Here is a 24,690-nt window from a genome sequence, read left to right on the forward strand (position 1 = left end):
CGGGATGGTGTGACGGTGGGCCAGGTGGGTGGGTTGGTGTGACGGTGGGCCGGGTGGGTGGGTTGGTGTGACAGCGGGTCGGGCAGGCGAGGGCGTCAGCGATGTGTTCGCCGCCGATGTCGAGGTCGGCCGGGACTTGGCGGTCGTCGACTGGGCGCGCGGGCCGCTGGGTGATCCCGCCGGGTGGCCGCAGAGCCTGCGCACGGCGGTGAGCATCCTGCTGTCGTCGCGGTTCTCGATGTGGCTGGCGTGGGGCCCGGAGCTGACCTTCTTCTGCAACGCCGCGTACCGGCGCGACACCCTGGCCCGGAAGTACCCGTGGGCGCTGGGGCGGCCCGCGCGGGAGGTGTGGGCGGAGATCTGGACCGACATCGCGCCTCGGATCGACACCGTGATGACTACCGGCCAAGCGACCTGGGACGAGGCGCTGCTGCTGTTCGTGGAGCGCTCTGGGTTCCGGGAGGAGAGCTACCACACCTTCTCTTACAGCCCACTGCGCGATGACGACGGTGCCGTGGTCGGCATGTTGTGCGTGGTCAGCGAGGACACTGACAGGGTCATCGGCGAGCGGCGGATGGCCACTCTGCGGGATCTGGGGTCGGACCCGAGTGCGCTGCGCACTGAGCGGGAGACGCTCGCGTTCGCTTGCGGCCAGCTAGCGCGCAACCTGCGGGACCTGCCGTTCACCCTCACTTACGCCGTTAAGGACGACGGCGCCACGGAACTGACCGGCGCTACAGGCGTCGACACGGACATCTTCGACCGGCAGTGGCCAGTAACTGCAGAGTCGGTTCTGGTGGATCTAGGGCTATCCACTGCGGATTCGCCCGACGCGCCCACCCAGGCGTTGGTCGTACCGTTGCGGGACTACGGGTTCATGGTCGTCGGTCTTAACCGCCACCGACCGCTCGACGACGGCTATCGCGGGTTCGTCGACCTCGTCGCGGGCCACGTCGCTGCCGGTATCGCTAGCGCGCGCAGTTACCGGGCGCAGCAGCAGCGAGCGGAAGAACTGGCCGAACTCGACCGTGCTAAGACCACGTTCTTCTCCAACATCAGCCACGAGTTCCGCACCCCGCTGGCGCTGATCATGGGTCCGGTGGAGGAGCTGCTCGACCGGGTCGACCCGGCGGTGCGCGAGGAACTGGCGATCGTGCAGCGCAACGGGTTGCGGCTGGGCAAGCTGGTCAACACGCTGCTCGACTTCTCCCGGATCGAGGCCGGTCGGGCGCAGGCGCGGTTCGAGCCGGTCGACCTCGCGGCCACCACGGTCGAGCTGGCCAGCGTGTTCCGCTCGGCGATCGACCGCGCGGGCCTGGACTTCGTCGTCGACTGCCCGCCGCTGCCGGAGCCGGTGTACCTGGACCTGGGCATGTGGGAGAAGGTCGTCCTCAACCTGCTCAGCAACGCGGTCAAGTTCACCTTCGACGGCTCTATCGGAGTCGCCGTTCGCGCGGAGAGCCGGAACGCGGTCGTAGTCGTCACCGACACGGGTGTTGGTGTCCCGCAGATAGAGATACCTCGACTGTTCGAACGCTTCCACCGCATCGAGAACACGCGCTCGCGGTCCAATGAGGGCAGTGGCATCGGCCTCGCGTTGGTGCAAGAGCTAGTCGGTCTGCACGGTGGCACTATCACCGCCGACAGCACCGAGGGAGAGGGCACTCGGTTCACGATCCGCCTCCCGTTCGGTCACGCGCACTTGCCCGCTGACGCTGTATCGCCGGGGTGGACCTCTAGTGCTGTCACGACGACGGCTGATCCTTACGTGCAAGAGGCACTGCGCTGGCTACCCGGCGACCACGACCTGCCCGCGATCCCTAGCGTCGAGCAAGGCGCGACCGTGCTGGTCGTCGACGACAACGCGGACATGCGCGAGTACCTCGGCCGGTTGCTCGTCGGCGCCGGGTACGGGGTCCGCATGGCCGTCGACGGGCTCGACGCGCTGGAGTCGATCCGCGCCGCGCCGCCACACCTGGTGGTCAGCGACGTGATGATGCCGCGCCTGGACGGCCTTGCCCTGGTGGCGGCCCTGCGCGGTGACCCGCGCACGGCGGCCGTCCCCGTGTTGCTGCTGTCGGCGCGCGCGGGGCAGGAGGAGTCCATCGAGGGGCTGCGGGCGGGGGCCGACGACTACCTGGTCAAGCCGTTCGCCGCCGCCGAGCTGCTGGCCAGGGTCCGGGCCAACGTGGAACTCGCTCGGCTGCGCAACCACCACGCCCGGTGGCGCGCCGCGCTGGTCGACTCGCTGCAAGAGGCGTTCTTCGTCTGCGACGCGGACGGCACGATCATCGAGGTCAACAGCGCGTTCGCCGACATCCTCGGGTACGGCGCCGACGGGTTGCCCTACCTGCCGCCGCACCCCTGGTGGCCCGACCGCGACGCCGACCCCGAGGGCAACCAGCGGGCGGTGGACGCGTTCACCAGCCTGCTGGTCGGCGACAAGGGGGTCCGGCCGGTCGTCCCGGTCGAGCACCGCGACGGGCACCGGCTGTGGATCAGCGCGACGCACAACCGGGCGCAGGACCCCGACACCGGCCACACCGTCACCGTCGGCACCTTCCGTGATGTCACCGATGAGCACTACGCGATCCAGCGGGACGGCGCGCTCGCGGCGTTGAGCGTGCGGCTCTCCGGCGCTTCCGATTTGCCTGAGGCGTTGTCCGGCGCGCTGGAGGAGCTCAAGGAGCTGTGGCGGGCGCCGCGCGTGCTGGCCGTGGTCGGCGCGGACAACCCGGTGATCACCAGCACCGAGCCGGGCCTGGTCTGGTCGGACCTGCCCGACGCGTTGCGGTTGACCCTCGCCGGGCTGCTCGTGCACCCGACGCTCGCGCCGGTGACCGAGGGCGCGGGGGTCGGGATCAGCCTGGACCACCCGGAGGGGCCGATGGTCCTGTGGCTGGAACCCGGCGGGCAGCGGCCGTTCACGCACCAGGACGAGCTGCTGTTGTCGCTGCTGGCCGGGCACCTCGCGCAGGGGCTGTCGCGCGCGCACCAGATCGATCAGCAGCGGGAGACCGCGCTGGCGTTGCAGCGCGCGATCCTCGGTCCGGCCGACCTGCCGCCGGGGTTCGTCGTGCGGTACGAGCCAGCCGCCAGTCCACTGGAGATCGGCGGCGACTGGTACGACACGGTTCCCTTGCCCGACGGGCGGATCGGGGTCGTCGTCGGCGATTGCGTCGGCCGTGGGCTCAACGCGGCCGCGGTGATGGGCCAACTCCGCAGCGCGTGCCACGCCTTGCTGCTGCAGAACGCGGGACCGGCGCGGACTCTTATGGCGTTGGACGACTTCGCCGCCGATGTGCCGGGCGCGATCTGCACCACGGTGTTCTGCGGTGTGCTCGACCCGGTGACCGGCACTCTTACGTACTCCAGCGCGGGGCACCCACCGGCGATTCTTATCCAGCAGGTGGACGCGGTGTTCTTGGACCAGGCAGCCGCTACGCCGTTGGCCGTGCAGCCGCCGTTCCAGCGGCCGGAGACTGTGTGCGTGCTGCCGCCGGGGGCCACGCTGCTGGTGTACACGGACGGGTTGGTCGAGCGTCGGCGGCTGGCGATGTCGGTGGGGATCTCGCAGGTCGTGGCGACGATGGAACAGGGGCGCGCGGAGCTGCTGGACCTGCTCGCCGACCAGGTGATGACCCGCCTGGCCCCGGAGGACGGGTACGACGACGACGTCGCCATCCTGCTGTACCGGCACCCGGCGCCGCTGGTGCTGGAGTTCCCGGCGGACGCGTCCCGGCTCGCGCCCGCCCGCCGCACCCTGCGTGCCTGGCTGACCCAGTTCGGCGGTCCCACGACAGCGGTGGAGGACATCCTGGTCGCCGTCGGCGAGGCCTGGGCCAACGCGATCGAACACGGCTCCCGCGCCCGCCCGGCGGACCTCATCCATCTCCACGCGGAGACCATCGGCGCCGACCTGCGCCTCACCATCACCGACTCCGGCGCCTGGCTCCCACCCGACCCGGACCGCAACCCCCACCGGGGCCGCGGCATCACCCTCATGCGGACGCTGATGGACCAGGTCACCATCACCCCGAGCCCCGCTGGCACCACTGTCCACATGATCACCCGCCTGGCTCGATAGCTCCCCTGGCGCGGCGTTGTCCACAACCCGCTGAGCCATCCACAGGTTCTCGTTGCCCCTCTTGACAAGTCGCCGATTTTGGTAGGTTCGAACGTGGGACCTCAGACCCCGGGAGGGTGGGCCCCACCACGCGAGTCGATCTTGGCCGGGAGGCCGGGATCGGTGGGGCTCGTGGTCGGGTGGGCGGGGTTCGTGAGCCGGGGTGGCGGAGTTTCACCCGATCGGGCAGCCGGGGGCGACGGGCGTTGCCAGCCGAGGCGGCTTGGGGCGACGGCGTGTGGGGGCCTGCGCGTCGGGGCGAAGGTGGGCTGGGTGCCTGGGAAAGCGAGTGGGGCGCGTTGGGGTGGGTGTAGACGGCTGGGTGAGGCGTGCTGGGGCGAATGGTGGGCCGGGGCCTGTGGAAAGTGGAGTGGGCGTGCTGGGGCGATAGGTGGGCTGGGTGCTTGGCAAAGCGAGTGGGACGCGCTGGGTGGGGGTGGGTTGGGTGCCTGGGGAGGCGGAGTGGGGCGCGAAGGTGGGCTGGGTGCCTGGCAAAGCGAGCGGAGCCTGTTGGGGTGGAGGTGGGCTTGGGTGGCTGGGGAAGCGGAGTGGGGCGTGCCGGGGGGCTGGGAAAGCGGGAGTGAGGTGGCTGGGTGGGTGTAGATGGCGAGGAGAGGGGTAATCGGGGGGAAGGGCGCGCACGACACGTTCTGGGCCTTCGTCACCCTGCACACCGAGGCCACCCACCACCTGCTGTGGCACCTGTCCGACCGGGGCGTGCCGCGCTCCTACCGGATGGTGGAGGGCTTCGGCGTCCACACCTTCCGACTCATCGGCGACGACGGCGGCACCTCGCTGGCCAAGTTCCACTGGAAGCCGAGGCTCGGCGTGCACTCCCTGGACTGGGAGGAAGCGCAGCTGATCAACGGTGCGGACCCCGACTTCCACCGCAGGGACCTGGCCGACGCGATCGACGCGGGGGCGTTCCCGCAGTGGGAGCTGGGTGTCCAGGTGTTCCCGGACACCCCGGAGCAGACCTTCGACGGCATCGATCTGCTCGACCCGACCAAGCTCGTGCCGGAGGAGCTGGTGCCGGTCCAGCCGATCGGGCTGCTCACCCTCAACCGCAACCCCACCAACTACTTCGCCGAGACCGAGCAGGTCGCCTTCCACGTCGGGCACCTGCCGCCGGGCATCGACGTCACCGACGACCCGCTGATGCAGGCCAGGCTGTTCTCCTATGTGGACACCCAGCTCAGCCGCCTCGGCGAGCCCGACTTCAACCAGATCCCGGTCAACCGCCCGCACGCCCCGGTCGACGACATGCTGCGCGACGGCCAGCACCAGCACGAGGTCCACAGTGGAGTGACGGCGTACAAGCCCAACACCCTCGGCGGGGGCTGCCCGCTGCACGCCGGGCTCGACGCGGGCGCGTTCGAGGAGGTCGCGACGGCCATCGCGGCGACGACCAAGCAGCGGTCGGCACCGGCGTCGTTCGCCGACCACTTCAGCCAGCCGCGCCTGTTCTACCGCAGTCTCACCGAGGTCGAGCGGGAGCACGTCATCCGCCGAAGGCCTGCCCGCCCTGCGCGACGCGATCACCGCCGCCGGTCTGACCCCGCTGGTCATCGCGGCCAACGGCGGTGAACGCGCGGACGGCTTGGAGGTCTAGCGCATGTTCCTCGCCAGCCGCTCGGTCGAGTTCACGCCCTCTTGGTCGCCGCCGGACGCCCGCCCGGACCTGGCGCGGTCGACTCCAGGGTGATCGTGATGCTCCAAGAGGCCTACCGGCACGCCAAGGCCATCGGCGCGTGGGGTGACGGCGTCGCCGCCCTCACCGAGGCGGGTGTGGCGTCCGACGCGCCGGGCATCGTGCTGGGTGACACCCCGGAGGCCGTGTTCGCGCAGGTCGACGCGCACCGCCTCCCCTTGGCACGGTCCGGGGGGGAGGCGGTGCCGAACTGTGGACACTCCGGAGTCGAGCGGGCTGACTGTCACCGCTCCGGGACTGTCGGTGGCCCCCGATAGTGTGATTCCAGCTCACGCAGAGAGGAATCGACACATGTCCGCCACGACGTACCTGGAGCTGTCCGAGACGGGGGGCGGCGCGCACAAGTTCTACGAGGTGCGCGTCGTGGACACCGAGGTCACCATCACCTACGGGCGGATCGGGGAGCAGGGGCAGGTCAGGACGGCGACCTTCGCCGACAACGGCAAGGCGCTCAAGGCCGCCGAGAAGAAGATCGGCGAGAAGGTGCGCAAGGGGTACGCGCCCGCGGTCAAGGGCGAGCGGGCGCGCAGGCCGGTGAGCAGGCGGGAGATCGTCAGCACCCGCTCGACCGCGCGCCAGGCCCCGGTGCTGTGGCGCTTCGCCTCCGGCGCCCCGGCGTTCGGCATCTTCGTCGGCGACGAGCAGGCCTGGGTGGGCAACGAGAACGGCGACGTCTACACGCTGACCCACGACGGCAGGGTGACCGGCCGGTTCGGACTCCCGGACGCGGTCAAGTGCATCGTCGCCGACGACTTCTGGATCTACGCGGGCTGCGACGACGGCAACGTCTACGACCTGGGCGCGAAGGTCCCCCGGGTGGCCTACGAGATCGCCAACGACGTCGACATCTACTGGCTCGACATCCACGACGGCGTGCTCGGGGTGTCCGACCGGCAGGGTGGCGTCACCGTCGTCGACCACGAGGACGAGTTCCAGTGGTCGCGGCCGAGTTCCGGCGACAGCGGGTGGATGGTCCGCAACGCCGCCGACGGCGTGTACCACGGGCACTCCCGCGGCGTGACGCACTACTCCACGCGCGGCGAGCAGGTGTGGCACGCGGAGACCACCGGCAGTGTCCTGTTCGGCTGGCAGGAGCGCGCCGAGGTGTTCGCGGGCACCAGCCGCGGCTGGGTGCACCGGTTCGCGAAGTCCGACGGCCAGGTCACCGGCGACTACCGCTGCGACGCCGCGGTGTTCTCCTGCGCCACCTCACCCGACGGCGAGTTCGTCTTCGCGGGGGACAACCAGTCCTCTGTGTACTGCTTCGCCGCCGACGGCACCCGGCTGTGGAAGCTGGGCACCGGCTGCGGTTCCGCGTACTCCATGCAGTACCGCGACGAGCGCCTGTACCTGGTGACCACCGACGGCTCCCTCGCCTGCGTCGACGCCAGCCCGGCCGCCGTCCACGCCGCCGAGCAGGGCACCCTGCCCGACCGCCAGGACATCAAGGCGGGCAGCATCAACCGGGTCGAGGCCACCGCGGAGGTCGAGGTCGTCACGCACGTCGCCCCCGGCGACGGTGTCCTGGTGGAGTGCGTCCAGGTCGGCGGCCGGGTCCGCGTCCACGTCCTGTCCGACGGCTACGACCGCACCTGGGGCGTCCAGTTCCCCAAGCACATCCGCGTCCCCGGCGCCCGCTACGTCGTCTCCGAGGTCCTCACCTCGGCCAGCGGCTCCTTCTACCGCGCCCGCGGCGAGATCAAGCGCATCCACTAGTGGTCGGGTTCGGGCCTGGGGGCACCCCAGGCCCGAACCGGGCTCAGGTGACCTTGTGCTTGCGCACGGCCTGCCAGAACTGGGCGATCGGCGAGTTCGGGCCCTCGGCGACCCGGTCCCGCAGCTTCTCGATCGACAGGATCTTGACCCGCCGCACCGGCGGCCCGCCCGCGGAGAACGGGACCAGCCTGGCGCACCCGGTGTCGTCCAGGATCCGGATGAACGCCACCCACTGGTCCATCCCATACTCGTTCTGCCACCGGATGTTCTCCTCGGCGGGCCTGAGCGTGCGCTCGTAGACGACGACCGTGTCGACCCTGGCGCGGATGTTGTCCAGGAAGAACTCGACCGCGTCCGCGAACTCGCTGTCCGGCTCGGCCGCCTTGACCCTGGTGACCGGGGCGCCCAGTTCGTAGAGCGCCTGCCGCACCGCGTGCGTCTTCTCCAGGAACGCGGTGGGCCGCACCAGTTGCGCGACCGCCGTGTTCTCGAACGCCGTGACGCACTTGAGCGGTTTGCCGCCGGTCTCGACGAACAGCGTGCCGATGGCGCAGTCGATGAACTCGAGCCCGCGCACGCCCGTGGACGGCAGCCGCAGGGTCTCGAACTCGCAGCGCTCGAACCGCACACCGTCCACCGCGACACCGATGAGGTCGAGCGCGCCGAAGGTGGCCTGGACCACCGCGGTCTCGGTCACCTCGCCCGTGGACCGCGCGTGGCTCGCCAGCAGAGCGCCCAGGTTCGCGCTGAACGTGCGCCGCTGGGAGGTGTGCAGGTCGTCCGGGAGCTGGTGGGGCTCCACGGTGAACAGCAGCTCGACGTTCTCCCCGCCCTCGCGGGTCACCCGGGACACGGTCGCCGCGCGCCACTGGACCGTCGCCATCATGGTGAGCACGTGGACGAAGTCGTCGGCGTGCAGGTCCCGCAGGATCGCGTCGGCGAGGAAGATGTCGTAGAAGAGCTCGTGCTGGAACGAGAACCGCTTGTCGGCGTTGGCCGAGCTGGACACCTTGAGCGCGCACAGCGTCGAGAGCCGGTCGCGCAGACCGGGGATGAGCGTGATGTCGTGCAGCCCGGTCGCGGCCAGCGCGGCGTGCTCGAGGTCGTCGAGATCGGCCTCCCGCGCCCCCCGCTCCGCCATCGCCACGGCCAAGCGCTCGAAGGTGGCCCGCAGCTGCGTGACGTTGAGCAGCGGTCGGTGCTGGCCGTCGACCAGTTTCGGTGACTCACGGGCGATGTACTGGTTGAGCAGCAGGTCGGGCAGCGTCTCGGAGTTCTCGTTGAAGGTGTCCGCGAACTCGGCGTACACCCGCGCGAAGAACGGCAGACCGAGCAGCTTGCGGTCCTCGCGTGAGAGCCGCTCCGCTCGCGCCGGGTCGACCCCGTGCTGGCGCAGGAACCCCGCGAGCTGGTCGTCGTCCCACTCGGTGACGGTGGCCACCCGGTGCTCGACGACGATGTCGAGCTGCTCGCGGTCGCGCCGGATGCTCTCGCTGTACTGGTTGACGTAGTACGAGGAGCGCGCCGAGACCACGATGACGCCCCGGCCCGCCATCGCCTCGATCCACTGCCGCAGCGAGCCGAGGGCGTTGTCGTAGCCCACCCCGCCGAGCAGCTCGTCGAGACCGTCGACCACCAGCGCGATGAGCCCGTTGCGGCACAGCGCCTTGATGTTCTCCAGTTCCAGGTTCTTGGTCTTGGTCGCGGCGGCGTCGATGACGGTGTCCAGGCTGTTGGACGCCTGCCCGGTGGACCGGACGTAGTACAGCAGCGGCAACCGGTCCTGCGAGCGGGTCGAGCCCGGTTCCCGCTCGATCTCGCGCGCCCGCTCCAGCGCGGTGGCGACCAGGGTCCTGGTCTTGCCGATGCCCGCCTCGCCCTCCACGAAGTAGATCCGGGACTTCGAGCCGCGCAGCCGCAGCCTGCCGTCGATCTCGGCCCGCAGCTCGTCGATGCCCATGGGCTCGGCCTTGCGGCTCGAGTTCTGCAGGCCCGTGACGCGGAAGGTGGGCTTGATGTAGACACCGGCGCCCTTGGTCCAGGCCAGGCCCTCCCGCTCGCCCTCGAGCAGTTCCTCCTCGATCTTCTCCAGGTACTGGCGGAAGCGCGCGACGGCCACCGGCCAGTTCACGATGTCGCGCAGGAAGTCCGGGTAGGGGCACCACTCGCCGGTGCTCGGGTTCAGCCACTGGCGTTGTTCGCCGTCGCCGAGGCGGAACTGGTCGGTGCGCGCCTCGGTGCCCTCGCTGGTGGCGCGGAACCAGAGGATGGCGACCATGCCGTCGACCTCGTAGTGGTGGCAGGCGTGGTCGGCGTCGCGGAACCCGGCCAGGTCGAGCTGGATGTCGGCGACGAAGTGGCCGAAGCGGTCGTTGTCGAGCGGGCGCATCACCGCGGTCAGGTCGATGATCAGCTCGTCGCCGCCGCCCTTGACGGTGACGTCGGCCGAGCCCGCGCGCAGGTAGGTCGGCGCCGTGGAGTTGAACTGGGCGAACACGCACAGCCTGCCGCTGCGGTCCGCGCACAGGAACGGCCACATCGACAGCCGCCGGTCGGCCCACGCGAAGTCGACCGCGCCGAGGTCCGCGTCGCCGGGGCGCGTGACGATCTCCGCCCCGGTCAGGAACCCGCGGATGGCTGCGGAGATCTGCTTGGCCACCGCCAGCACGCTGTCCCGCAGCGCGGCGAGGTCCGCCCCGGTGGGCATCACCTGGGCGTGGGCGAGTTCGTTGCGCAGCTTGGTCAGCGAGCCGAACCGGGGGTCGCGCCCGTTGAAGCCGGTGATCGCGGCGAACACCTCGTCGACGAGCCTGATGACGGCGGCGAAGTCGGTGTACCCGGACTTGTGCAGGATCGAGCGCGCCTTGCTCAGGAAGGCCTGGTAGGTACCGAATCCGGGTGCGCGGCTCAGCTGCACCTGGTACGGGTCCTGCTCCCGCAGCGCGGCCGCCGCGCACAGCATGGTGAACCGGAGTTGGAAGTCGATCGCGGCGACGCTGAAGTGGATCGTCGAGCGCTCCGCGCAGCCGTCGTCGAGGTAGGCCTGTTCCAGTTCGTCGTACCGGTCGACGGCAAGGATCATGGACGCGGCTCCAGTTCCCGAAGGTCACCTCTGCCGCTGGGAGTCGCGGTGCGTGAAGGGGGCGTTACACCCGGGCGGACGGTGGGTGACCTTGGTCCTCACCGGGGACTGGACATTTCCTGGACAAGATCAGCGGAGCACGCGGTAGTGGGCGCTGGGGGTGGAGTGGTTGGTGTTGAGCCGTTCCAGGGGGATGGTGGTGCCGCCGTCGTGGGTGAACAGGCGGGTGCCGTCGCCGAGGAGGACGGGGGCGATGAAGACGAGGATCTCGTCGAGTTCGCCCAGGGCAAGGCATTGGGCGGCGGTGTTGGCGCCCAGCACGTTGACGTACTTGTCGCCCGCCGCCTCCCTGGCCGCGGTGATGGCGCCGGGTAGGTCGTCGGTGAAGGTGGTGCCCGGGACCGGGGTGGCGGGCGGGTTGTGGGTGAGCACGAACTGCGGTCCGGACCACGTGCCGCCGAAGGCGCCCTCGGCGTCGGTGCCGCGGTTCGGGTCGTCGCCGCCGTAGGTGCGGTTGCCGACGAGGATCGCGCCGATGGTGGCGGCCAGTGCCTCGGACTCGGGATCGGGGCCGTCCTGGGCCGCCAGCCACGACATGTCGCCGTCCGGGCCCGCGATGAACCCGTCCAGTGACATCGTCGCCGAGTACAGCAGCTTGCCCATCCCTACCTCCCGCGGTGGTGCCCGTCCCCGGCGACGGTACGCGACCGGTCAGCCCGACGCAGGGAGTCCACATCGGACGGTAGTACGCTGGTGGTGTGTCCGACCTGGTGGCTGACTTCGAAGCGCAGCGGTCGCGGTTGTTCGCGCTCGCGTACCGGTTGTTGGGGTCCGCCGCCGAGGCGGAGGACGCCGTGCAGGACGCGTTCCTGCGCTGGAACGGCGCCGACCGGGACGCGGTGGTCACCCCGGCGGCCTGGTTGGCCAAGGTGGTGACCAACCTGTGCCTCAACCGGCTCACCGCGGCGCGGGCCAGGCGGGAGAGCTACGTCGGGCCGTGGCTACCGGAGCCGGTGCTCACCGAGCGGGCCGCGCTGGGGCCGATGGAGTCCGCCGAGCAGCGGGAGTCGGTGTCGCTGGCGCTGCTCGTGCTGCTGGAGCGGCTGACCCCGGCCGAGCGCGCGGTCTTCGTGCTGCGCGAGGCGTTCGGCTACAGCCACCGCGAGATCGCCGACGTGCTCGACGTGACGGAGGCGAACTCGGCGCAGGTGTACCGGCGGGCCCGCGCGCACCTCGACGGGGCGCGCCGCCGGGTGCCGGTCGACCGGGAGCGGGCCGAGGTCATCGCCCACCGCTTCCTGGCCGCCGCGGCGACCGGGGACCTCGCCGGGTTGGAGAGCGTGCTGGCCGCCGACGTCGTGTCCTGGGCCGACGGCGGCGGCAAGGTCTCCGCCGCCCGGCGTCCGGTGCGCGGTGTCGAGCAGGTCGCGCGCTACCTCACCGGCTGGATGTCGCGGCAGGTCCCGGGGCTGGAGGTCTCGCTGCGGGAGGTCAACGGCGAGGTCGGGTTCGTCGCCGTGGTCGACGGGCGGCTGTGGGGCGTGGTGGTCCTCGAGGTGGTCGACGACCTGATCACCACCGTGCACGCGGTCGCCAACCCGGACAAGCTCCACCACCTCGCCGCCCAGCTCGGGACCGCGTGACCGGAGTCACCGCCCGGTCCTGTCAGCAATCGCGCCGCCGCTCGGTTCAACTCCCGAACCGAGAGGAGCAGGACCATGGCACAGCGGATCGTGGTGGTCGGAGCGGGGTACGCCGGGCTGTCGGCGGCCGGGCGGGTGGCGCGGGCGGTGGGGGACCGGGTCGAGGTGACCGTCGTCAACCCCAGCCCGTGGTTCGTGGAACGGGTGCGGCTGCACCAGGTCGCGGTCGGCACGGACGGCGCCCGGGTCGACCTGGCCGCGCTGCTGGGGAAGCGGGGCGTGTCGCTGGTCGTCGGTACCGCGACCGCGCTGGACCCCGACGCACGACGCCTGACCGTGGGCGCGCGTGAACTCGACTACGACTTTCTCGTCTATGCGGCGGGCAGCACCGGCGTCGTCGACCAGCACGCACTCACCATCTCCGGCGCGGACGACACGGCGCTGACCCGGGCGCGTCTCGCCCAACTCCCCGACGGCGCCAGGGTGACCGTCGTCGGTGGCGGCGCTACCGGGCTCGAGATGGCCACCGAACTCGCCGAGTCCCGTCCCGGCTTGGCGGTGCGGCTGGTCACCGGCGAGGAACTGGGTGCCTGGCTGTCGCCCCGCGCCCGCGACCACCTCCGCACCGTGCTGACCCGCATGGGCGTCGAGATCCACGAGACCAAGGTCGTCGAGACGCACCCGGACGGCGTCACCCTCGCCACCGGCGAGCACCTCCCCGGCGAGGCCACCCTCTGGTGCACCGGGTTCACCGTCCCCAGCCTCGCCCGTGACTCCGGGCTCGCGGTGGACAACCAGGGCCGGGTGCTGGTCGACCAGACGTTGCGCTCCCAGAGCCACGACACCGTCTACGCGGCGGGCGACGCGACCGCGCTGCCCGGCAACCTGCGGATGGCCTGCGCCACAGCGCTTCCCTCCGCCCAGCACGTCGCCGACGGCATCGCGGCCAGGATCACCGGCCGTGAACCCGAGCCGTTGCGGTTCAAGTTCGTCGCGCAGTGCATCAGCCTCGGACGCCGCGACGCGCTGCTCCAGTTCCTCAACCCCGACGACAGCCCTGGGGAGAAGATCCTCACCGGTCGGACCGCCGCGCTGGCCAAGGAGGCCATCGTCCGGGGCGCCGCGCTCTCCGCCCGCCGACCCGGCCCGCTGCGCGCGGTTCGTCCACTTCGGACAACGTAGCCGCGTGACCGGACGGGCGGGGGGTGGAGCATGATGTATCCCCTCGTCCGACGGTCGTGGGGTGTGGGTTGGTGCGTGGGGTCGAGGTCAGCTGGGCGCTGACCGGGTGGGCCGTGGTGGTGCGGGTGGCGGGGGAGGTCGGCGCGGTCGACGTGGCGGCGGTCGACGCCGAGCTGCGGGCGGTCTGCGCGGCGTGCGAGCCGGGTGCGGTCGTGGTGCTCGACCTGCTCGACGTCGCGCTGCCCTCGGCGCACGGCGCCCGGTTGATCAACCGGTTCGTCGCCGGGTGCGCGCGCGGCCGGGCGCGGGTGTGCCTGGTCGTCGACACCGGTGGGGCTGCCTACCGGGTGCTGCGGGTCGCCGGGGTCAGCGAGCGGGTGCCGGTGTTCGCCGGTGTGCGGGAGGCCAGGGCGGCGGTGGACCGGGTGGTCAGCGGTCGCTGACTCCGCTGTTGCCCTTGGTATCGCTGTTGCCCTTGGAATCACTGTCGCCCTGGGTGTCGCCGTCGCCCTTGGTGGCCGTGTCCTTGACGTAGGTGGGGTGCAGGTGCACCGGCTGCGCCGCCCGCTTGGCCTTGGCCCGCAGGTTGAGGAACTCCACGAACACCGAGAACGCGATCGGGCCGTACACGTAGCCCTTGGGGATGTGCTGGTCGAAGCCCTCGGCGATGAGGCTGCCGCCGATGAGCAGCAGGAACGACAGCGCGAGCATCTTCACCGTGGGGTGCCGGTTGACGAACTCGCTGATCGCCTTGGCCGACACCAGCATGATCACCATGGCCACCACGACGGCGGCGACCATGATGCCCAGCTCGTCGACCATGCCGACCGCGGTGATCACCGAGTCCAGCGAGAACACCACGTCCAGCACCAGGATCTGGGCGATCACCGAGCTGAACGACACCGCCTTGCGGGTGGTCGCGTGCTCGGTGCCCTCCAGTTGCTCGTGGATCTCGAAGGTCGCCTTGCCGAGCAGGAACAGGCCGCCGAGCAGCAGGATCAGGTCGCGGCCGGAGATCTCCTGGCCGAGCGCGGTGAACAGCGGGGCGGTCAGCCCGATCACCCACGACAGTGACGCCAGCAGCAGCAGCCGGGTGATCAGCGCGAGCGAGAGGCCGACGATCCTGGCCCGTTGCTGCTGCTCGGGTGGCAGCCTGCCCGCCAGGATGGAGATGAACACGATGTTGTCGATCCCGAGGACGACCTCCAGCAGCAGCAGGGTGCCGAAGGCGATCCACAACTCGGGGCTGAGCATCCAGTCCATGCGCTGATCGTCCTCCGCTGGGTCGTCCGGTGTACCCCGCTCATACCCGGGTCGGCACAGTTTCACCCATTCGGGATGAAACGGACCGGCGTGTGGTGATCGCCACGCCGATGGCGCAGGCGATCAGCGCGGCGCCGACCACGAACGTGGTGCGCAACGCGGTCGCGACGTCACCCGGCGTGGCACCGGTGATATCTGCGGTCCCGGCGGCGGCGGTGAACACCCAGCCCATCGCCGAGGTGCCCAGGATGAGCCCCACTTGCCGCGACAGCGCGAGCATGCCGGAGACCGCGCCCCGGCTGGTGGCGGGCGCGCCCGCGACGACCTCGGTGCTGTTGGCGGCCTGGAACTGGGCGAAGCTCCCGGTGATCACGACGACCGGGATGACGTAGCCGGGGATCCCGAGGCTCGCGGGCAGCGTCGCCAGTGCCAGGCATCCGGCGGCCATCCCGCCGAGGCCGAGCAGCGTGGTGCGGCGGGTGCCGAGCCAGTCCACCACCCGGCCCGCCGGGAGCCCGCCCAGCGCCGCGACCAGCGGACCCGCGGCCATGACCGCGCCGACGACGGCGGTGTCGAGGCCGAGCCCGCCGGTCAGGTAGAACGGGCCGACGACCAGGGTGGACATCAGGACCGTGGTGACGATCGCGCTGAGCAGCAGGTTCGCCGCCCGGGTGCGGTCGCGCAGGACAGCGGCGCTGAGCCGGGCGCGCGGGGCCTTGGGCGGGTCCGGGAGGTGGCGGACGGCGAGGGTGAACGCGACGGCGCTGAGCGGGACGGCGACCAGGAAGATCGCCTGCCAGCCGAACGCGGCGATCAACGCGCCCCCGAGCGGCGGTCCCATCGCGGTGCCGACGGCGGACACGGTGCCGAGCAGGCCCATCGCGGTGCCGATCCGCTCCCTGGGGACGGCCTCGCTCACGAATGCCGCGGTCAGCGCCATCATGATCGCCGCGCCGACGCCCTGACCCGCCCTGGCCGCGACGAGCGCCCCCAGCGAGGGCGCCGCCGCGCAGGCCGCGGACATGACGCCGAACAGGGCGATGCCGACCAGGAACAGGCGTCTTCGGCCGGTCGTGTCACCGAGGTGGCCCGCGAGGACGGTCAGCGCGGTGACGGCGACGAGGAACGCCAGCACCACCCACTGGACCTCGGCGAAGGTCGCGTCGAAGGCCACCGCCAGGGTGGGCGCCGCGACGCTGGCGATGCTGGTGCTCAACGACGGCAGCAGCATCGAGAGGGTGAGAGCGGCGAGCGCCGCGCGCTTGGTCATGGCCACAGCGTGTGCTTGACCAGCAAATTCCAGCAAGTACTCTTGCCGGTATGGCAAACGACGACGACGCGGTCCTGTCCGCCGTCGGCCCTCGGCTGCGGGCGCTGCGCAAGAGCAGGGGCACCACGCTGACCCAGCTCGCCGAGACCACCGGCATCTCGGTCAGCACCCTGTCGCGGCTGGAGTCCGGCGAGCGCAAACCCAACCTGGAACTGCTGCTCCCGCTGGCCCGCGCCTACCAGGTCCCGCTCGACGACCTCGTCGGCGCGCCCGCCGTCGGCGACCCGAGGGTCCGGCTCAAGCCGATCCGGCACGCCGACGCGACGATCCTCCCGCTGACCCAGCACCCCGGCGGTCCGCAGGCGTTCAAGATGGTCATCCCGGTCACCCGCTGCGACCCGGACCCGCGCACGCACTCGGGCTACGAGTGGCTCTACGTCCTCAACGGCAAGCTCCGCCTGGTCCTCGCCGAGCACGACGTGGTGCTCAAGGCGGGGGAGGCGGCCGAGTTCGACACCCGGTTGCCGCACTGGTTCGGCAGCACGGGGGAGGCGCCGGTGGAGATCCTGAGCCTGTTCGGCTCCCAGGGCGAGCGCATGCACGTCCGCGCCAAACCGCTGTGAGCTCTACAGTGGACACATGACTGACACCCCGTGGGAACCACCCCTGGCGGGTACCGAGGCCGAGCACCTCGTCGGGGCCTTGGACCGGCTGCGCACGACGTTCCGCTGGAAGGCCGACGACCTCGACGCCGAGGGGCTCGCCGCCCGCGTCGGCGCCTCGGAGCTGACCATCGGCAAGCTGCTGCGGCACCTCGCGGTCGTGGAGGACCACATCTTCACGGTCCGGCTGTCCGGCGCGCCCTGGGATGGCGACCCGCACTGGGGCTTCGGTCCCACGGACGCGAGCCCCGCGCAGCACTACGCGATCTGGGACGCGGCGGTGGAGCGCTCCCGTGCGCGCCTGACCACGGCGTTGGCCGATGGCGGGCTGGAGCAGTTGGTGCACCTCAGCGACGACCAGGGGAACCACGTCAGCCTGCGGAGGCTGGTGTGCGACCTGGTCGAGGAGTACGGGCGGCACACGGGGCACGCGGACTTGCTGCGCGAGTCCGTGGACGGGCGCGTGGGGGAGGACCCACCGCCGGGGTGGCGCCCGGTGTCCTGACGGTCTGTCCGGTGTGGACTGACGGCGTGGGTGTGTGCGGGGCCGGGTGACCGACCCCGCACACGGGGGTTGAGCCTCACTCGGTGGCCGCCTCGGTGATCATGGTGGTGGCCAGGAAACCGATGCTCGCGCCGATGGCGGCGCCGACCGGGCCGCCCGCGGCGAAGCCGATCGCCGCGCCGGTCTTGGCGCCGACCGCCTGGCCGATGCCCGCGCCGACGCCGGTGGCGACGGTCTCGATGATGATCTCCTCGTTGGTCTTCCTCGCCATTGCCTTGCTCCCCTGCTGGTGTGCGTTGGTCAGTGCCTATGTGGTGTGCGGTGCCTGGGTGGTGCTCTGTGCCTGGTGGTGCTCGGTGCTCGGGTGGTTCAGTCGTCGCCGAAGCAGCCGTCGACGATGAGGGTGCCGACGATGGTGCTCGTGAGCACGCACACCCCGGTCGCGATGGCCACCTGTTCGACGGTCCGCTCGTTGGCCTTCTTCTTGCTCATGTCCGCCTCCCGACTTCTCCCGGACCTTTCCCCGTCCGGTGACACCAACTATCCGGCGTCGTCGGGTCGGTCGGAATGGGAAACTTCGTACGGTGTGCGCAAGGTGGTGGACGTGCGTGGCCACGGCCGCGGTGACGGTCGCAAGCGGCGCCAGTCGTACGGCGGGTGTCCCAGGCGCGGGTGGGACCGGTCGTGGACGTTCATCAACACCCAGGCCGCGAGCGCGCCGCCGATCGCGACCTTCCCGAGCACTGACGCGACTCCCGTGATGGGGGCCGCGAGTCCGGCAAGTCCCGCGAAGCCAACGAGGGTCCCGAAAATCGGGTACACGACCAGCTGGTGCCACACCTTGGTCGGCGAAAACGCTTGCGCCGCCGTGTAGTAGCCGCGTCGCAGCTCGTCGACCCATTGCCAGAGGCCGAATCCCAGCCACACCGCGCAGGACACGACGACCGCCGCGGCCGTGCCGAGGAACGCGACCGCACGGGGGAGGCCGTCCGGTGTCAACGCGAAACCGATGCCGCACGCCACGCACAGCAGGGGATCGCCGTAGGCCAGCGCGGTGAACTCCGCGCGGGGGCGGATGATCCGGCGCTCCAGGAGCAGCGCCAGTGCCACGTGTCCGCCGGGGGTGATGGCGAACGCGATCACCACGCCGCTCACCCAGTCCAGGCCGAGCGGCCAGGGCGTCACGGGCGGTCTCGGTACTTGCGCGCGGCCCGGGACGCGGCGGTGGTCCTGCGGGCGGGTGGTTGCCGGTCGCGCACCAGCGCCTCCAGTTCGGTGTCGGCGAAGAACCTCGCGTGCTTGACGGCGAAGGCGTGCATCGGTGCCAGCAGGTGCTTCTTGGGCGTCTCCGGTTCGCGCGGGAGCGACCGCAACCGGGCCTCCACCTCGCGCATCACCGGGTAGTGGGTGGCCAGGAACTTGTCCACGGTCCGCGAGTGCACGTGCGCCGCGATGGCCACCTCGTTGCGGTCCGCGTACTGGGAGAGCAGGCGCCAGATCGTGAGTTCGGTCTGGTTGCGCACCAGCTGGTCCAGCACGGTAGGTGTCCCTTGTGGACGATAGCGCTGGGACAGCGGGTCGGTGGCGGGTCGCATCCCGGACCCCACCAGCTGCTTGACCAACGCCCGGATCTGGTCCTGGGTGGCGCTCTTGGACAGCAGGGCCAGCGGCGCGTAGTGCTGGAAGGCGGCCAGCAACAGCAGCGCGCGGTTCTCCTCGCTGTCGGCCGAGTACACGACGGCGGGCACGTCTGCGGCGGCCAGGTGGCGCAACGCGGTGAGACCCGTCTCGCTCGACTCGTAGGAGAAGTCCAGGTCGACGAACGCCAGGTCGAACCGGTGCCCGGCGAGCGCGGTGCCCACCGCGGCCGGGCTCAGCAGCACCCGCACCTCGTGCCCGCTGCCGTCGAGCGCCCTGGCCACGGTGTTGCCCACCTCCAGGATGTCGTCCACCACCACGATCCGCATCGGTCAGCGCCCCCCGCGCCGGTCGGTCCCCGGTGGGCTCAACCGGGTGCCCGCCTCGTGCGACTGGGTCCGCCACCGGGCGCGGACCAGGGTGCCCACCCCGGTCGCCGTCCACTCGATGTCGCCGCCGAAGAGCACCAGCCGCCCGCGGAGCAACGCCGCACTCCCGTGCGGCCGGTCTAAGTCATCCGGGGAGATGCCCGGTCCGTCATCGCGCACGGTTAGCACCACCTCATCCGCATCCGCCCAGCAAGTTAGCTCTACCGACTCGGCACCGGCGTTGAGCGCGTTGGTGAGTAGGTCCGGGAGCACCCGTCGGGCGATTTGCGCGTCCGCCGGACCTAGCACTACCTCCGCGCCGTCCCGCAGTACGCACGCGGGGCGCCAGTGCGACGGCAGTACTCGCTGCGTGGTCTCCCACAGGTCGCCGAAGTGCCTACGACGTTGGTCGCGGTGCACGTCCAGGACGTCGCGGCGCAGCTCTTCCACCCGCATCAGCACCTCGCGGGCGAGGCTGCGCACCTCGGCCAACACCGGCGCGGGCTCGTCGACGTAGCGCTGCAGCAACCCGGCCGAGTTCTTCACCTGGCTGTGCAGGTCGATCGCGATCTCCTGCCGGTTGAGCAGGTGGCTGGTGCGGGCGTGGCTGACCGACGCGCGCAGCAGCACGTCGAACGCCGCCCAGACCGGGTAGTAGAGGAACGGGGTCGCGCTCAGCACGAGCCAGGCCGCCGTGGACACCGCGTGCTCGGTGTAGGGGGCGGCGCCGACCAGGATGATCGAGCTGAGCACCGGCGCGAAGGTGTAGCGGAACACCCGCATCCCGCGCGGCGGCGGCTGCTCCACGCTGTACCAGCCGGGATCGATCACCGCCTGCAGCACGGCCTCCCACACGTACAGGATCGCCAGCACCAGGCCGACCACGCGCACCCCGGGCGGCAACGACGCCAACGGGAACGGCCCGGCGAACAGCCACGTCGCCAGCAGCGCACCAGCGCCTTCGGCGAGCCCCGAGGCGTCGACCGTCGCCCGGCCGGAGGTCGAGGTGAGGTGGCCGACCAACCGCCGCAGCCCCGGCACGCGGCCCAACGCCGCCAGCGTCTCCGGCCGCACGTGGGCGAAGGCCAGCAGCACCGCGCCGGTGCCCACCAGCAGGTGCGCCGCCCCGCGCACCCGATCGGCCGGGTCCGCCCACAGCAGGGTCAGCCAGACCCCGGCCAGCAGCCCGGCCCGGATCCAGCACCCCGCCGCCCACAACGGCGCCGCGGCCCGGACGGCGGTGCTGAACCTGACCTGGGCCTCGTCGAAACCCCGCACAACACTCCTGATCGTCGACCACCACCAGTGGGTTTCATGGTCGTCACAGATCAGTCGCGGCAGGAAGGGGAAACTTCGCACTCCTGCGGCGTAGAGGCGCGCGGTGGGCCATCAGGCCTAGTTGACGTAGTACATCAGGACGTAGCTGGCCCAGAGGGCGGTGGCCAGGCCCACGCCCCCGAGGATCGGGCGCGTCCGGCCGCGCTTGGCACCGAAGAAGGTCTCGCGGACGGCCAGGCCGAGGAACACCAGCAGGGCCGCGACCAGGACGGCGGTGGGCAGCGGGGCGGTGACCAGGCCCCAGCCGATCGCGGCCAGCAGACCGACGAACAGGCCGACGGCCAGCATGCCCAGCACGAACTCGCCCAGGAGTTCGGCCAGGAACTCGACCAGGAAGCGGACCGCCGCGGCGATCCCGTGCCACACCCCGATCAGCAACCGCAACCAGAGAGCAGGTCTGGCCGTGGCCCCACGCGCCGCCCTGACCTCGGCTATCGCGGCGGCCACTTCTTTGTCTCGATCCACAGCACCCAGTATCCCGATCCACGTGGCCGCCGTCGAAAAGCGTCCACAGTGGACCGGGAGGGTGCCGGGGTCAGTCGACCGGCAGCACGTGGTGCAGCTGCTGGCAGCCCTCGATCGGCACGCAGCCCTCGCCCTCGAACACCAGCCTGCTCGGGTCGCTGACCAGGTCGGCCTCCATCGCCAGCTTGAAGCCCGCGATGCTGCCCGCCGCGCGCATGGTCGGGTTCGCCTGGTCGACGGTGTACTGGAACAGCCGGACGCCGACCGCGTAGGCGGTGATCAGCGCGGACACCCCGTCGTCGGTGGAGATGGTCGCCTCGATCCGGAAGGCGCCCATGAAGGTGAAGGTGTGGTCCTGGGTGTTGCGGGCCGACGGGTGGATCCTGGTCTCGGGCAGCGCGCGCGCCGAGAGCAGTGCGGCGGCTTCGGCGGCGGTGATCTGAGTGGTCGACATGGTTCCTCCTGCGCTGGTGGCGGTCCCCCGACCGGACCGGATTCGTCACACCGAGTCTCATCACCCGGCCGCTTTCCCTCAACGGTGTTCCCCCGCTGGTGAGGACGTCCCACGCCTGTGGGTGAGCTGCCCACATGCCGTTGCTGGTCTCCGCTACCGGCGACGGTCCACAATGCACTCGGACGGGGTCCGCCGACGGCGCCGCCGCCGATCCCGGTGGGTGTACGGGCGCCGGTCACGGGGTGTGCGATCGTGGGAGTGACCGGAGTACCAGCTCAGCGGAGGTGTCGTGCACCTGGTGATCGTCGACGACGAGGCGGCCGTGCGGGACTCGCTGTCGCGGACCCTGCGGTTCGAGGGCTACACCGTCTCGACGGCGGGCGACGGGGCCGCCGCGCTCAGCCTGATCCGCTCCGCGCGACCGGACGGCGTGCTGCTCGACGTCACCATGCCGGTGCTCGACGGCCTCGACGCGTGCCGGGTGCTGCGCGCCGAGGGCAACTACGTGCCGATCCTCATGCTGACCGCGCGCACCGGCGTCGACGACCGGGTCGCCGGGCTGGAGGCGGGCGCCGACGACTACCTGGTCAAGCCGTTCGCGCTGCAGGAACTGCTGGCCAGGGTGCGCGCGCTGCTGCGCAGGACCGAGTACAACGCCACCGCCGACACCTCGCTGCGCTTCGCCGACGTGGTGCTCGACCCGGCCACGCGCGAGGTCACCCGGAGCGGCAGGCCGCTGCGGCTGACCAGGACCGAGTTCGCGATCCTGGAGGCCTTCCTGCGCCACCCGCGCATCGTGCTCACCCGCACCCTGATGTTCGAGCAGGTCTGGGGCTACGACTTCGGCGCGGCGTCCAACGGGCTCGACGTCTACGTCGGCTACCTGCGCCGCAAGCTGGAGGCCGACGGGGAGCCCCGGCTGCTGCACACGGTGCGCGGCGTCGGCTACGTCCTGCGGGAGGAGCCGTTGTGAGGCTGTCGCTGCGGTCACGGCTGACCGCGCTGGCCGTCGGGGCGGTCGCCGTCGCGGTGCTCGGGGTCGCGCTGACCTCGTGGTTGCTGGTGCGCGGCAAGCTGAACCGGGACTTCGACGACCGGCTCCAGTCCGCCGCCCGGATCGCTGTCGTCGCGGCTTCGCCCGCCGACGCCATCGTCCTGCTGCGCGACGACCGCACCCGGGGACCTCGGCGTGGGGACGACCTGGTCGTGCAGTTCGTCGACCGGACGGGGCAGGTCAGGGGCACCAGCGGTGGGCCGCTCATCCCGCTGAGCAGCCGTGCGGTCGCGGTCGCGGCGGGGATGGGCGCCCGGCTCATCGAGGAGGTGGACCTCGGCGGCGACCGCTACCGGGTGCTGACCGTGCAACGCCAGGGCGGCGCGGTGCAGGTGGCGATGGACGTGGAGGCCGTCGAGGACACCCTGGACGAGCTCCAGCTCTGGCACGGGCTCGTCGGCCTGGTCGGGGTAGCGCTCGCGGCCATCGCCGGGTGGCTGGTGGCCCGCACCGCGCTGCGCCCGGTCGACGACCTCACGGCCGCCGCTGAGCGGGTGGCCAGGACGCAGGACCTCTCGGCGGGGATCGCGGTGCGCGGCACCGACGAGATCGCCCGGCTCGGTGGCGCCATCAACGCCATGCTGACCGCCCTCGCCGACTCCCGTGACGCGCAACGCCGCCTCGCGCAAGACGCCGGGCACGAGCTTCGCACCCCGTTGACCAGTCTGCGCAACAACATCGAGCTGCTGATCCACGCCGATACCCGCACGAAGGACCTGCCTGCCGACGACCGGGCGCGGCTGCTGGCTGATCTGCGTGCCCAGACTGAGGAACTCACGACTCTTATCGGCGAGCTAGTCGATCTGTCTACCGGGGACCGGTCGCCGGAGGTGGAGGAGCCGCTAGACCTGGCTGACGTCGTTGGGCCTGCCGTGGAACGAGCCCGCGCCAGGACTACCCACGTGCGGTACGTGACCGAGTTCGAGCCCGCCGTGGTGCTCGCGCGTCCGGTGTCGTTGGAGCGCGCTGTGCTGAACCTCTTGGACAACGCGGCCAAGTGGAGTCCCGCTGGGAGCACGGTCACCACTCGCGTCACAACCGACCGCGGGTGGGCCCGGGTGGACGTCGACGACGAGGGGCCGGGGATCGCGGAGAAGGACATGCCGTACGTCTTCGAGCGCTTCTACCGGGCCGCCGCCGCGAAGTCGCTGCCGGGATCGGGGCTCGGGCTGGCCATCGTCGCCCAGGTCGCGGCGCAGCACGGCGGGCTCGGGGCTGTCGGGTCCGCGCCCGGTGGGGGTGCGCGGGTGTCGATCCTGCTGCCGCTGGTTTCTTAACGAAGCGCGACCTGTCTCTCATCGTCGTCTCATGAAGCTCGGCCATCGTCTGTGGTGTGCTGACCACCCACCTGTCCGATGTGGACCTCCGGTGCGGTGGTCGCCACGAACCCGTCACCGCCGCTGCCGCGCGGGGGGACCGCGTGACCGCACCGGAAAGGCACCGCTGATGACCACACCGCAGGACCCGAACACCCCCCGCGCCGAGGGGACCCAGCCGACCCAGCCGCTGGGGCAGCCGGAGACGCCTGCCCAGCCGACGGAGCGTCTCGCCCAGCCTGGTGCGGGCCAGTCGGGTACTGCAGGCGAGACTGGCGCCGCTGGCCAGTCGGGTTCCGCTGGGGAGGCAGGTCCGGCAGCGCACTCGGGCTCTGCCGGGCAGCCGGGTGGTGCTGAGCAGGCAAGCGGAGGCGTCCAGCCGGATCCCGCGGGGCAGTCGGGCCCCGCCGCGCAGTCGACCGAGCACCTGCCGCATCCGGAGCAGGCCCCCCAGGCGGACGGGCAGTCGACCGCGTACGTGCACGCCCCAGGTGCGGTGCCGCCGAGGTCGCGGTGGCGTCGGGCTGGGGCGACGACCGGTCGGGTGGCCCGGCACCGGGCGACCTTGGTGGTCGCGGCGCTGCTCATCGGCGGCGCGGTCGGTGCGGGCATCACCGCCCTCGCGCTGCACGACCACGACGACCGCCCACGGGTCGTCGACGCCCGTGATCGCGGCGGCGACCTGCGCGGGGGCCCCGACCGCCGGGGCGACGGCGACTTCCGCGGCCGCTGGGGCGGCAGCGACGACCGCAGCCGCGACGACCGCGGCGGTGACCGCCGAGGAGGCGACCGAGGCGACGGACCTGGGCGCGGCTGAGCCGACGCCCACCCGCGGGTCCCCAGGACGTGTCCCCCCGGCGTCCGGGGACCCGCCACACCTCGCCGTCACCCATCAGG

23 protein-coding genes are annotated in these 24,690 nt (G+C 71.4%); 12 read left to right on the forward strand and 11 right to left on the reverse strand.

What is annotated here, in order from left to right; translation table 11 throughout:
- The first annotated feature begins 67 nt into the window (after positions 1–67).
- The 4 genes from LV79_RS19595 (at position 68) to LV79_RS19605 (ending at position 7,553) form a co-directional block, all read left to right on the forward strand.
- Positions 68–4,087: a SpoIIE family protein phosphatase gene (locus tag LV79_RS19595; RefSeq protein WP_253838822.1), complete on the forward strand. Its 4,020-nt coding sequence runs from the start codon at positions 68–70 to the stop codon at positions 4,085–4,087.
- 642 nt (positions 4,088–4,729) lie between these two features.
- Positions 4,730–5,713 carry a catalase gene (locus tag LV79_RS19600; protein ID WP_285469933.1) on the forward strand — a complete coding sequence of 328 codons (984 nt, stop codon included), beginning with the start codon at positions 4,730–4,732 and terminating at the stop codon, positions 5,711–5,713.
- 66 nt (positions 5,714–5,779) lie between these two features.
- Positions 5,780–6,094 (forward strand): hypothetical protein, encoded by a 315-nt coding sequence (locus LV79_RS34040; RefSeq protein WP_372495366.1) that lies wholly within the window; start codon positions 5,780–5,782, stop codon positions 6,092–6,094.
- 34 nt (positions 6,095–6,128) lie between these two features.
- Positions 6,129–7,553 carry a WGR domain-containing protein gene (locus tag LV79_RS19605; RefSeq protein WP_253838824.1) on the forward strand — a complete coding sequence of 475 codons (1,425 nt, stop codon included), beginning with the start codon at positions 6,129–6,131 and terminating at the stop codon, positions 7,551–7,553.
- Between the two features lie 43 nt (positions 7,554–7,596).
- Here LV79_RS19605 and LV79_RS19610 read toward each other — a convergent pair whose 3' ends face one another.
- Complete coding sequence (locus LV79_RS19610) at positions 7,597–10,635, reverse strand: NACHT domain-containing protein (RefSeq protein ID WP_253838827.1); 3,039 nt, start codon at positions 10,633–10,635, stop codon at positions 7,597–7,599.
- Positions 10,636–10,764: 129 nt separating this feature from the next.
- The gene (locus LV79_RS19615; RefSeq protein WP_253838829.1) at positions 10,765–11,298 is read right to left on the reverse strand and encodes a dihydrofolate reductase family protein; all 534 of its coding nucleotides are present in this window, start codon (positions 11,296–11,298) and stop codon (positions 10,765–10,767) included.
- 95 nt (positions 11,299–11,393) lie between these two features.
- Between LV79_RS19615 and LV79_RS19620 the strand changes: the two genes are divergently transcribed.
- From LV79_RS19620 to LV79_RS19630, 3 genes are all read left to right on the forward strand, one after another.
- A complete protein-coding gene (locus LV79_RS19620; protein WP_253838831.1) occupies positions 11,394–12,278 on the forward strand; it encodes an RNA polymerase sigma-70 factor in 885 nt (294 codons plus the stop codon).
- Between the two features lie 75 nt (positions 12,279–12,353).
- Positions 12,354–13,460 (forward strand): NAD(P)/FAD-dependent oxidoreductase, encoded by a 1,107-nt coding sequence (locus LV79_RS19625; protein ID WP_253838834.1) that lies wholly within the window; start codon positions 12,354–12,356, stop codon positions 13,458–13,460.
- A 71-nt stretch (positions 13,461–13,531) separates the two neighbouring features.
- A complete protein-coding gene (locus LV79_RS19630) occupies positions 13,532–13,903 on the forward strand; it encodes an STAS domain-containing protein (RefSeq protein WP_253838836.1) in 372 nt (123 codons plus the stop codon).
- On the opposite strand, the gene LV79_RS19635 is transcribed toward LV79_RS19630, so the two are convergent.
- Together LV79_RS19635 and LV79_RS19640 are read right to left on the reverse strand one after the other, a co-directional pair.
- Positions 13,890–14,723, reverse strand: a complete 834-nt coding sequence (locus LV79_RS19635; protein ID WP_253838838.1) for a TerC family protein — start codon at positions 14,721–14,723, stop codon at positions 13,890–13,892. The two genes, LV79_RS19630 and LV79_RS19635, sit on opposite strands and share 14 nt — an antisense overlap.
- Before the next feature lie 40 nt (positions 14,724–14,763).
- Positions 14,764–15,993 carry an MFS transporter gene (locus LV79_RS19640; RefSeq protein WP_253838840.1) on the reverse strand — a complete coding sequence of 410 codons (1,230 nt, stop codon included), beginning with the start codon at positions 15,991–15,993 and terminating at the stop codon, positions 14,764–14,766.
- Between the two features lie 50 nt (positions 15,994–16,043).
- On the opposite strand from LV79_RS19640, the gene LV79_RS19645 reads away from it, so the two are divergent.
- Together LV79_RS19645 and LV79_RS19650 are read left to right on the forward strand one after the other, a co-directional pair.
- Positions 16,044–16,616, forward strand: coding sequence for a helix-turn-helix domain-containing protein (locus tag LV79_RS19645; protein WP_253838842.1), 573 nt, complete (start codon positions 16,044–16,046; stop codon positions 16,614–16,616).
- A gap of 16 nt (positions 16,617–16,632) precedes the next feature.
- The gene (locus tag LV79_RS19650) at positions 16,633–17,160 is read left to right on the forward strand and encodes a mycothiol transferase (protein WP_253838844.1); all 528 of its coding nucleotides are present in this window, start codon (positions 16,633–16,635) and stop codon (positions 17,158–17,160) included.
- Between the two features lie 76 nt (positions 17,161–17,236).
- Here LV79_RS19650 and LV79_RS19655 read toward each other — a convergent pair whose 3' ends face one another.
- From LV79_RS19655 to LV79_RS19680, 7 genes are all read right to left on the reverse strand, one after another.
- Positions 17,237–17,431 carry a glycine zipper domain-containing protein gene (locus tag LV79_RS19655; RefSeq protein ID WP_253838846.1) on the reverse strand — a complete coding sequence of 65 codons (195 nt, stop codon included), beginning with the start codon at positions 17,429–17,431 and terminating at the stop codon, positions 17,237–17,239.
- Positions 17,432–17,529: 98 nt separating this feature from the next.
- Complete coding sequence (locus LV79_RS34045; RefSeq protein ID WP_285469931.1) at positions 17,530–17,652, reverse strand: hypothetical protein; 123 nt, start codon at positions 17,650–17,652, stop codon at positions 17,530–17,532.
- Between the two features lie 48 nt (positions 17,653–17,700).
- The gene (locus tag LV79_RS19660; protein WP_253838848.1) at positions 17,701–18,345 is read right to left on the reverse strand and encodes a hypothetical protein; all 645 of its coding nucleotides are present in this window, start codon (positions 18,343–18,345) and stop codon (positions 17,701–17,703) included.
- Entirely contained in the window at positions 18,342–19,127 is a 786-nt protein-coding gene (locus LV79_RS19665) for a DNA-binding transcriptional response regulator (RefSeq protein WP_253838850.1), read from the reverse strand. Before LV79_RS19665 ends, LV79_RS19660 begins: the two co-directional genes overlap by 4 nt.
- Positions 19,128–19,130: 3 nt before the next feature.
- Positions 19,131–20,444, reverse strand: coding sequence for a sensor histidine kinase (locus LV79_RS34590; RefSeq protein WP_253838852.1), 1,314 nt, complete (start codon positions 20,442–20,444; stop codon positions 19,131–19,133).
- A gap of 117 nt (positions 20,445–20,561) precedes the next feature.
- Positions 20,562–20,969, reverse strand: coding sequence for a hypothetical protein (locus LV79_RS19675; RefSeq protein WP_253838853.1), 408 nt, complete (start codon positions 20,967–20,969; stop codon positions 20,562–20,564).
- Positions 20,970–21,039: 70 nt separating this feature from the next.
- Complete coding sequence (locus tag LV79_RS19680; RefSeq protein WP_253838854.1) at positions 21,040–21,423, reverse strand: hypothetical protein; 384 nt, start codon at positions 21,421–21,423, stop codon at positions 21,040–21,042.
- A 289-nt stretch (positions 21,424–21,712) separates the two neighbouring features.
- Between LV79_RS19680 and LV79_RS19685 the strand changes: the two genes are divergently transcribed.
- From LV79_RS19685 to LV79_RS19695, 3 genes are all read left to right on the forward strand, one after another.
- Positions 21,713–22,396 (forward strand): response regulator transcription factor, encoded by a 684-nt coding sequence (locus LV79_RS19685; protein WP_253838855.1) that lies wholly within the window; start codon positions 21,713–21,715, stop codon positions 22,394–22,396.
- A complete protein-coding gene (locus LV79_RS19690) occupies positions 22,393–23,754 on the forward strand; it encodes a HAMP domain-containing sensor histidine kinase (protein WP_253838856.1) in 1,362 nt (453 codons plus the stop codon). The genes LV79_RS19685 and LV79_RS19690 overlap by 4 nt, the downstream gene beginning before the upstream one ends.
- Before the next feature lie 169 nt (positions 23,755–23,923).
- Positions 23,924–24,610, forward strand: coding sequence for a hypothetical protein (locus LV79_RS19695; protein WP_253838857.1), 687 nt, complete (start codon positions 23,924–23,926; stop codon positions 24,608–24,610).
- Positions 24,611–24,690: the final 80 nt, after the last annotated feature.

Source organism: Actinokineospora globicatena (assembly GCF_024171945.1).
Lineage (GTDB): Bacteria > Actinomycetota > Actinomycetes > Mycobacteriales > Pseudonocardiaceae > Actinokineospora > Actinokineospora globicatena.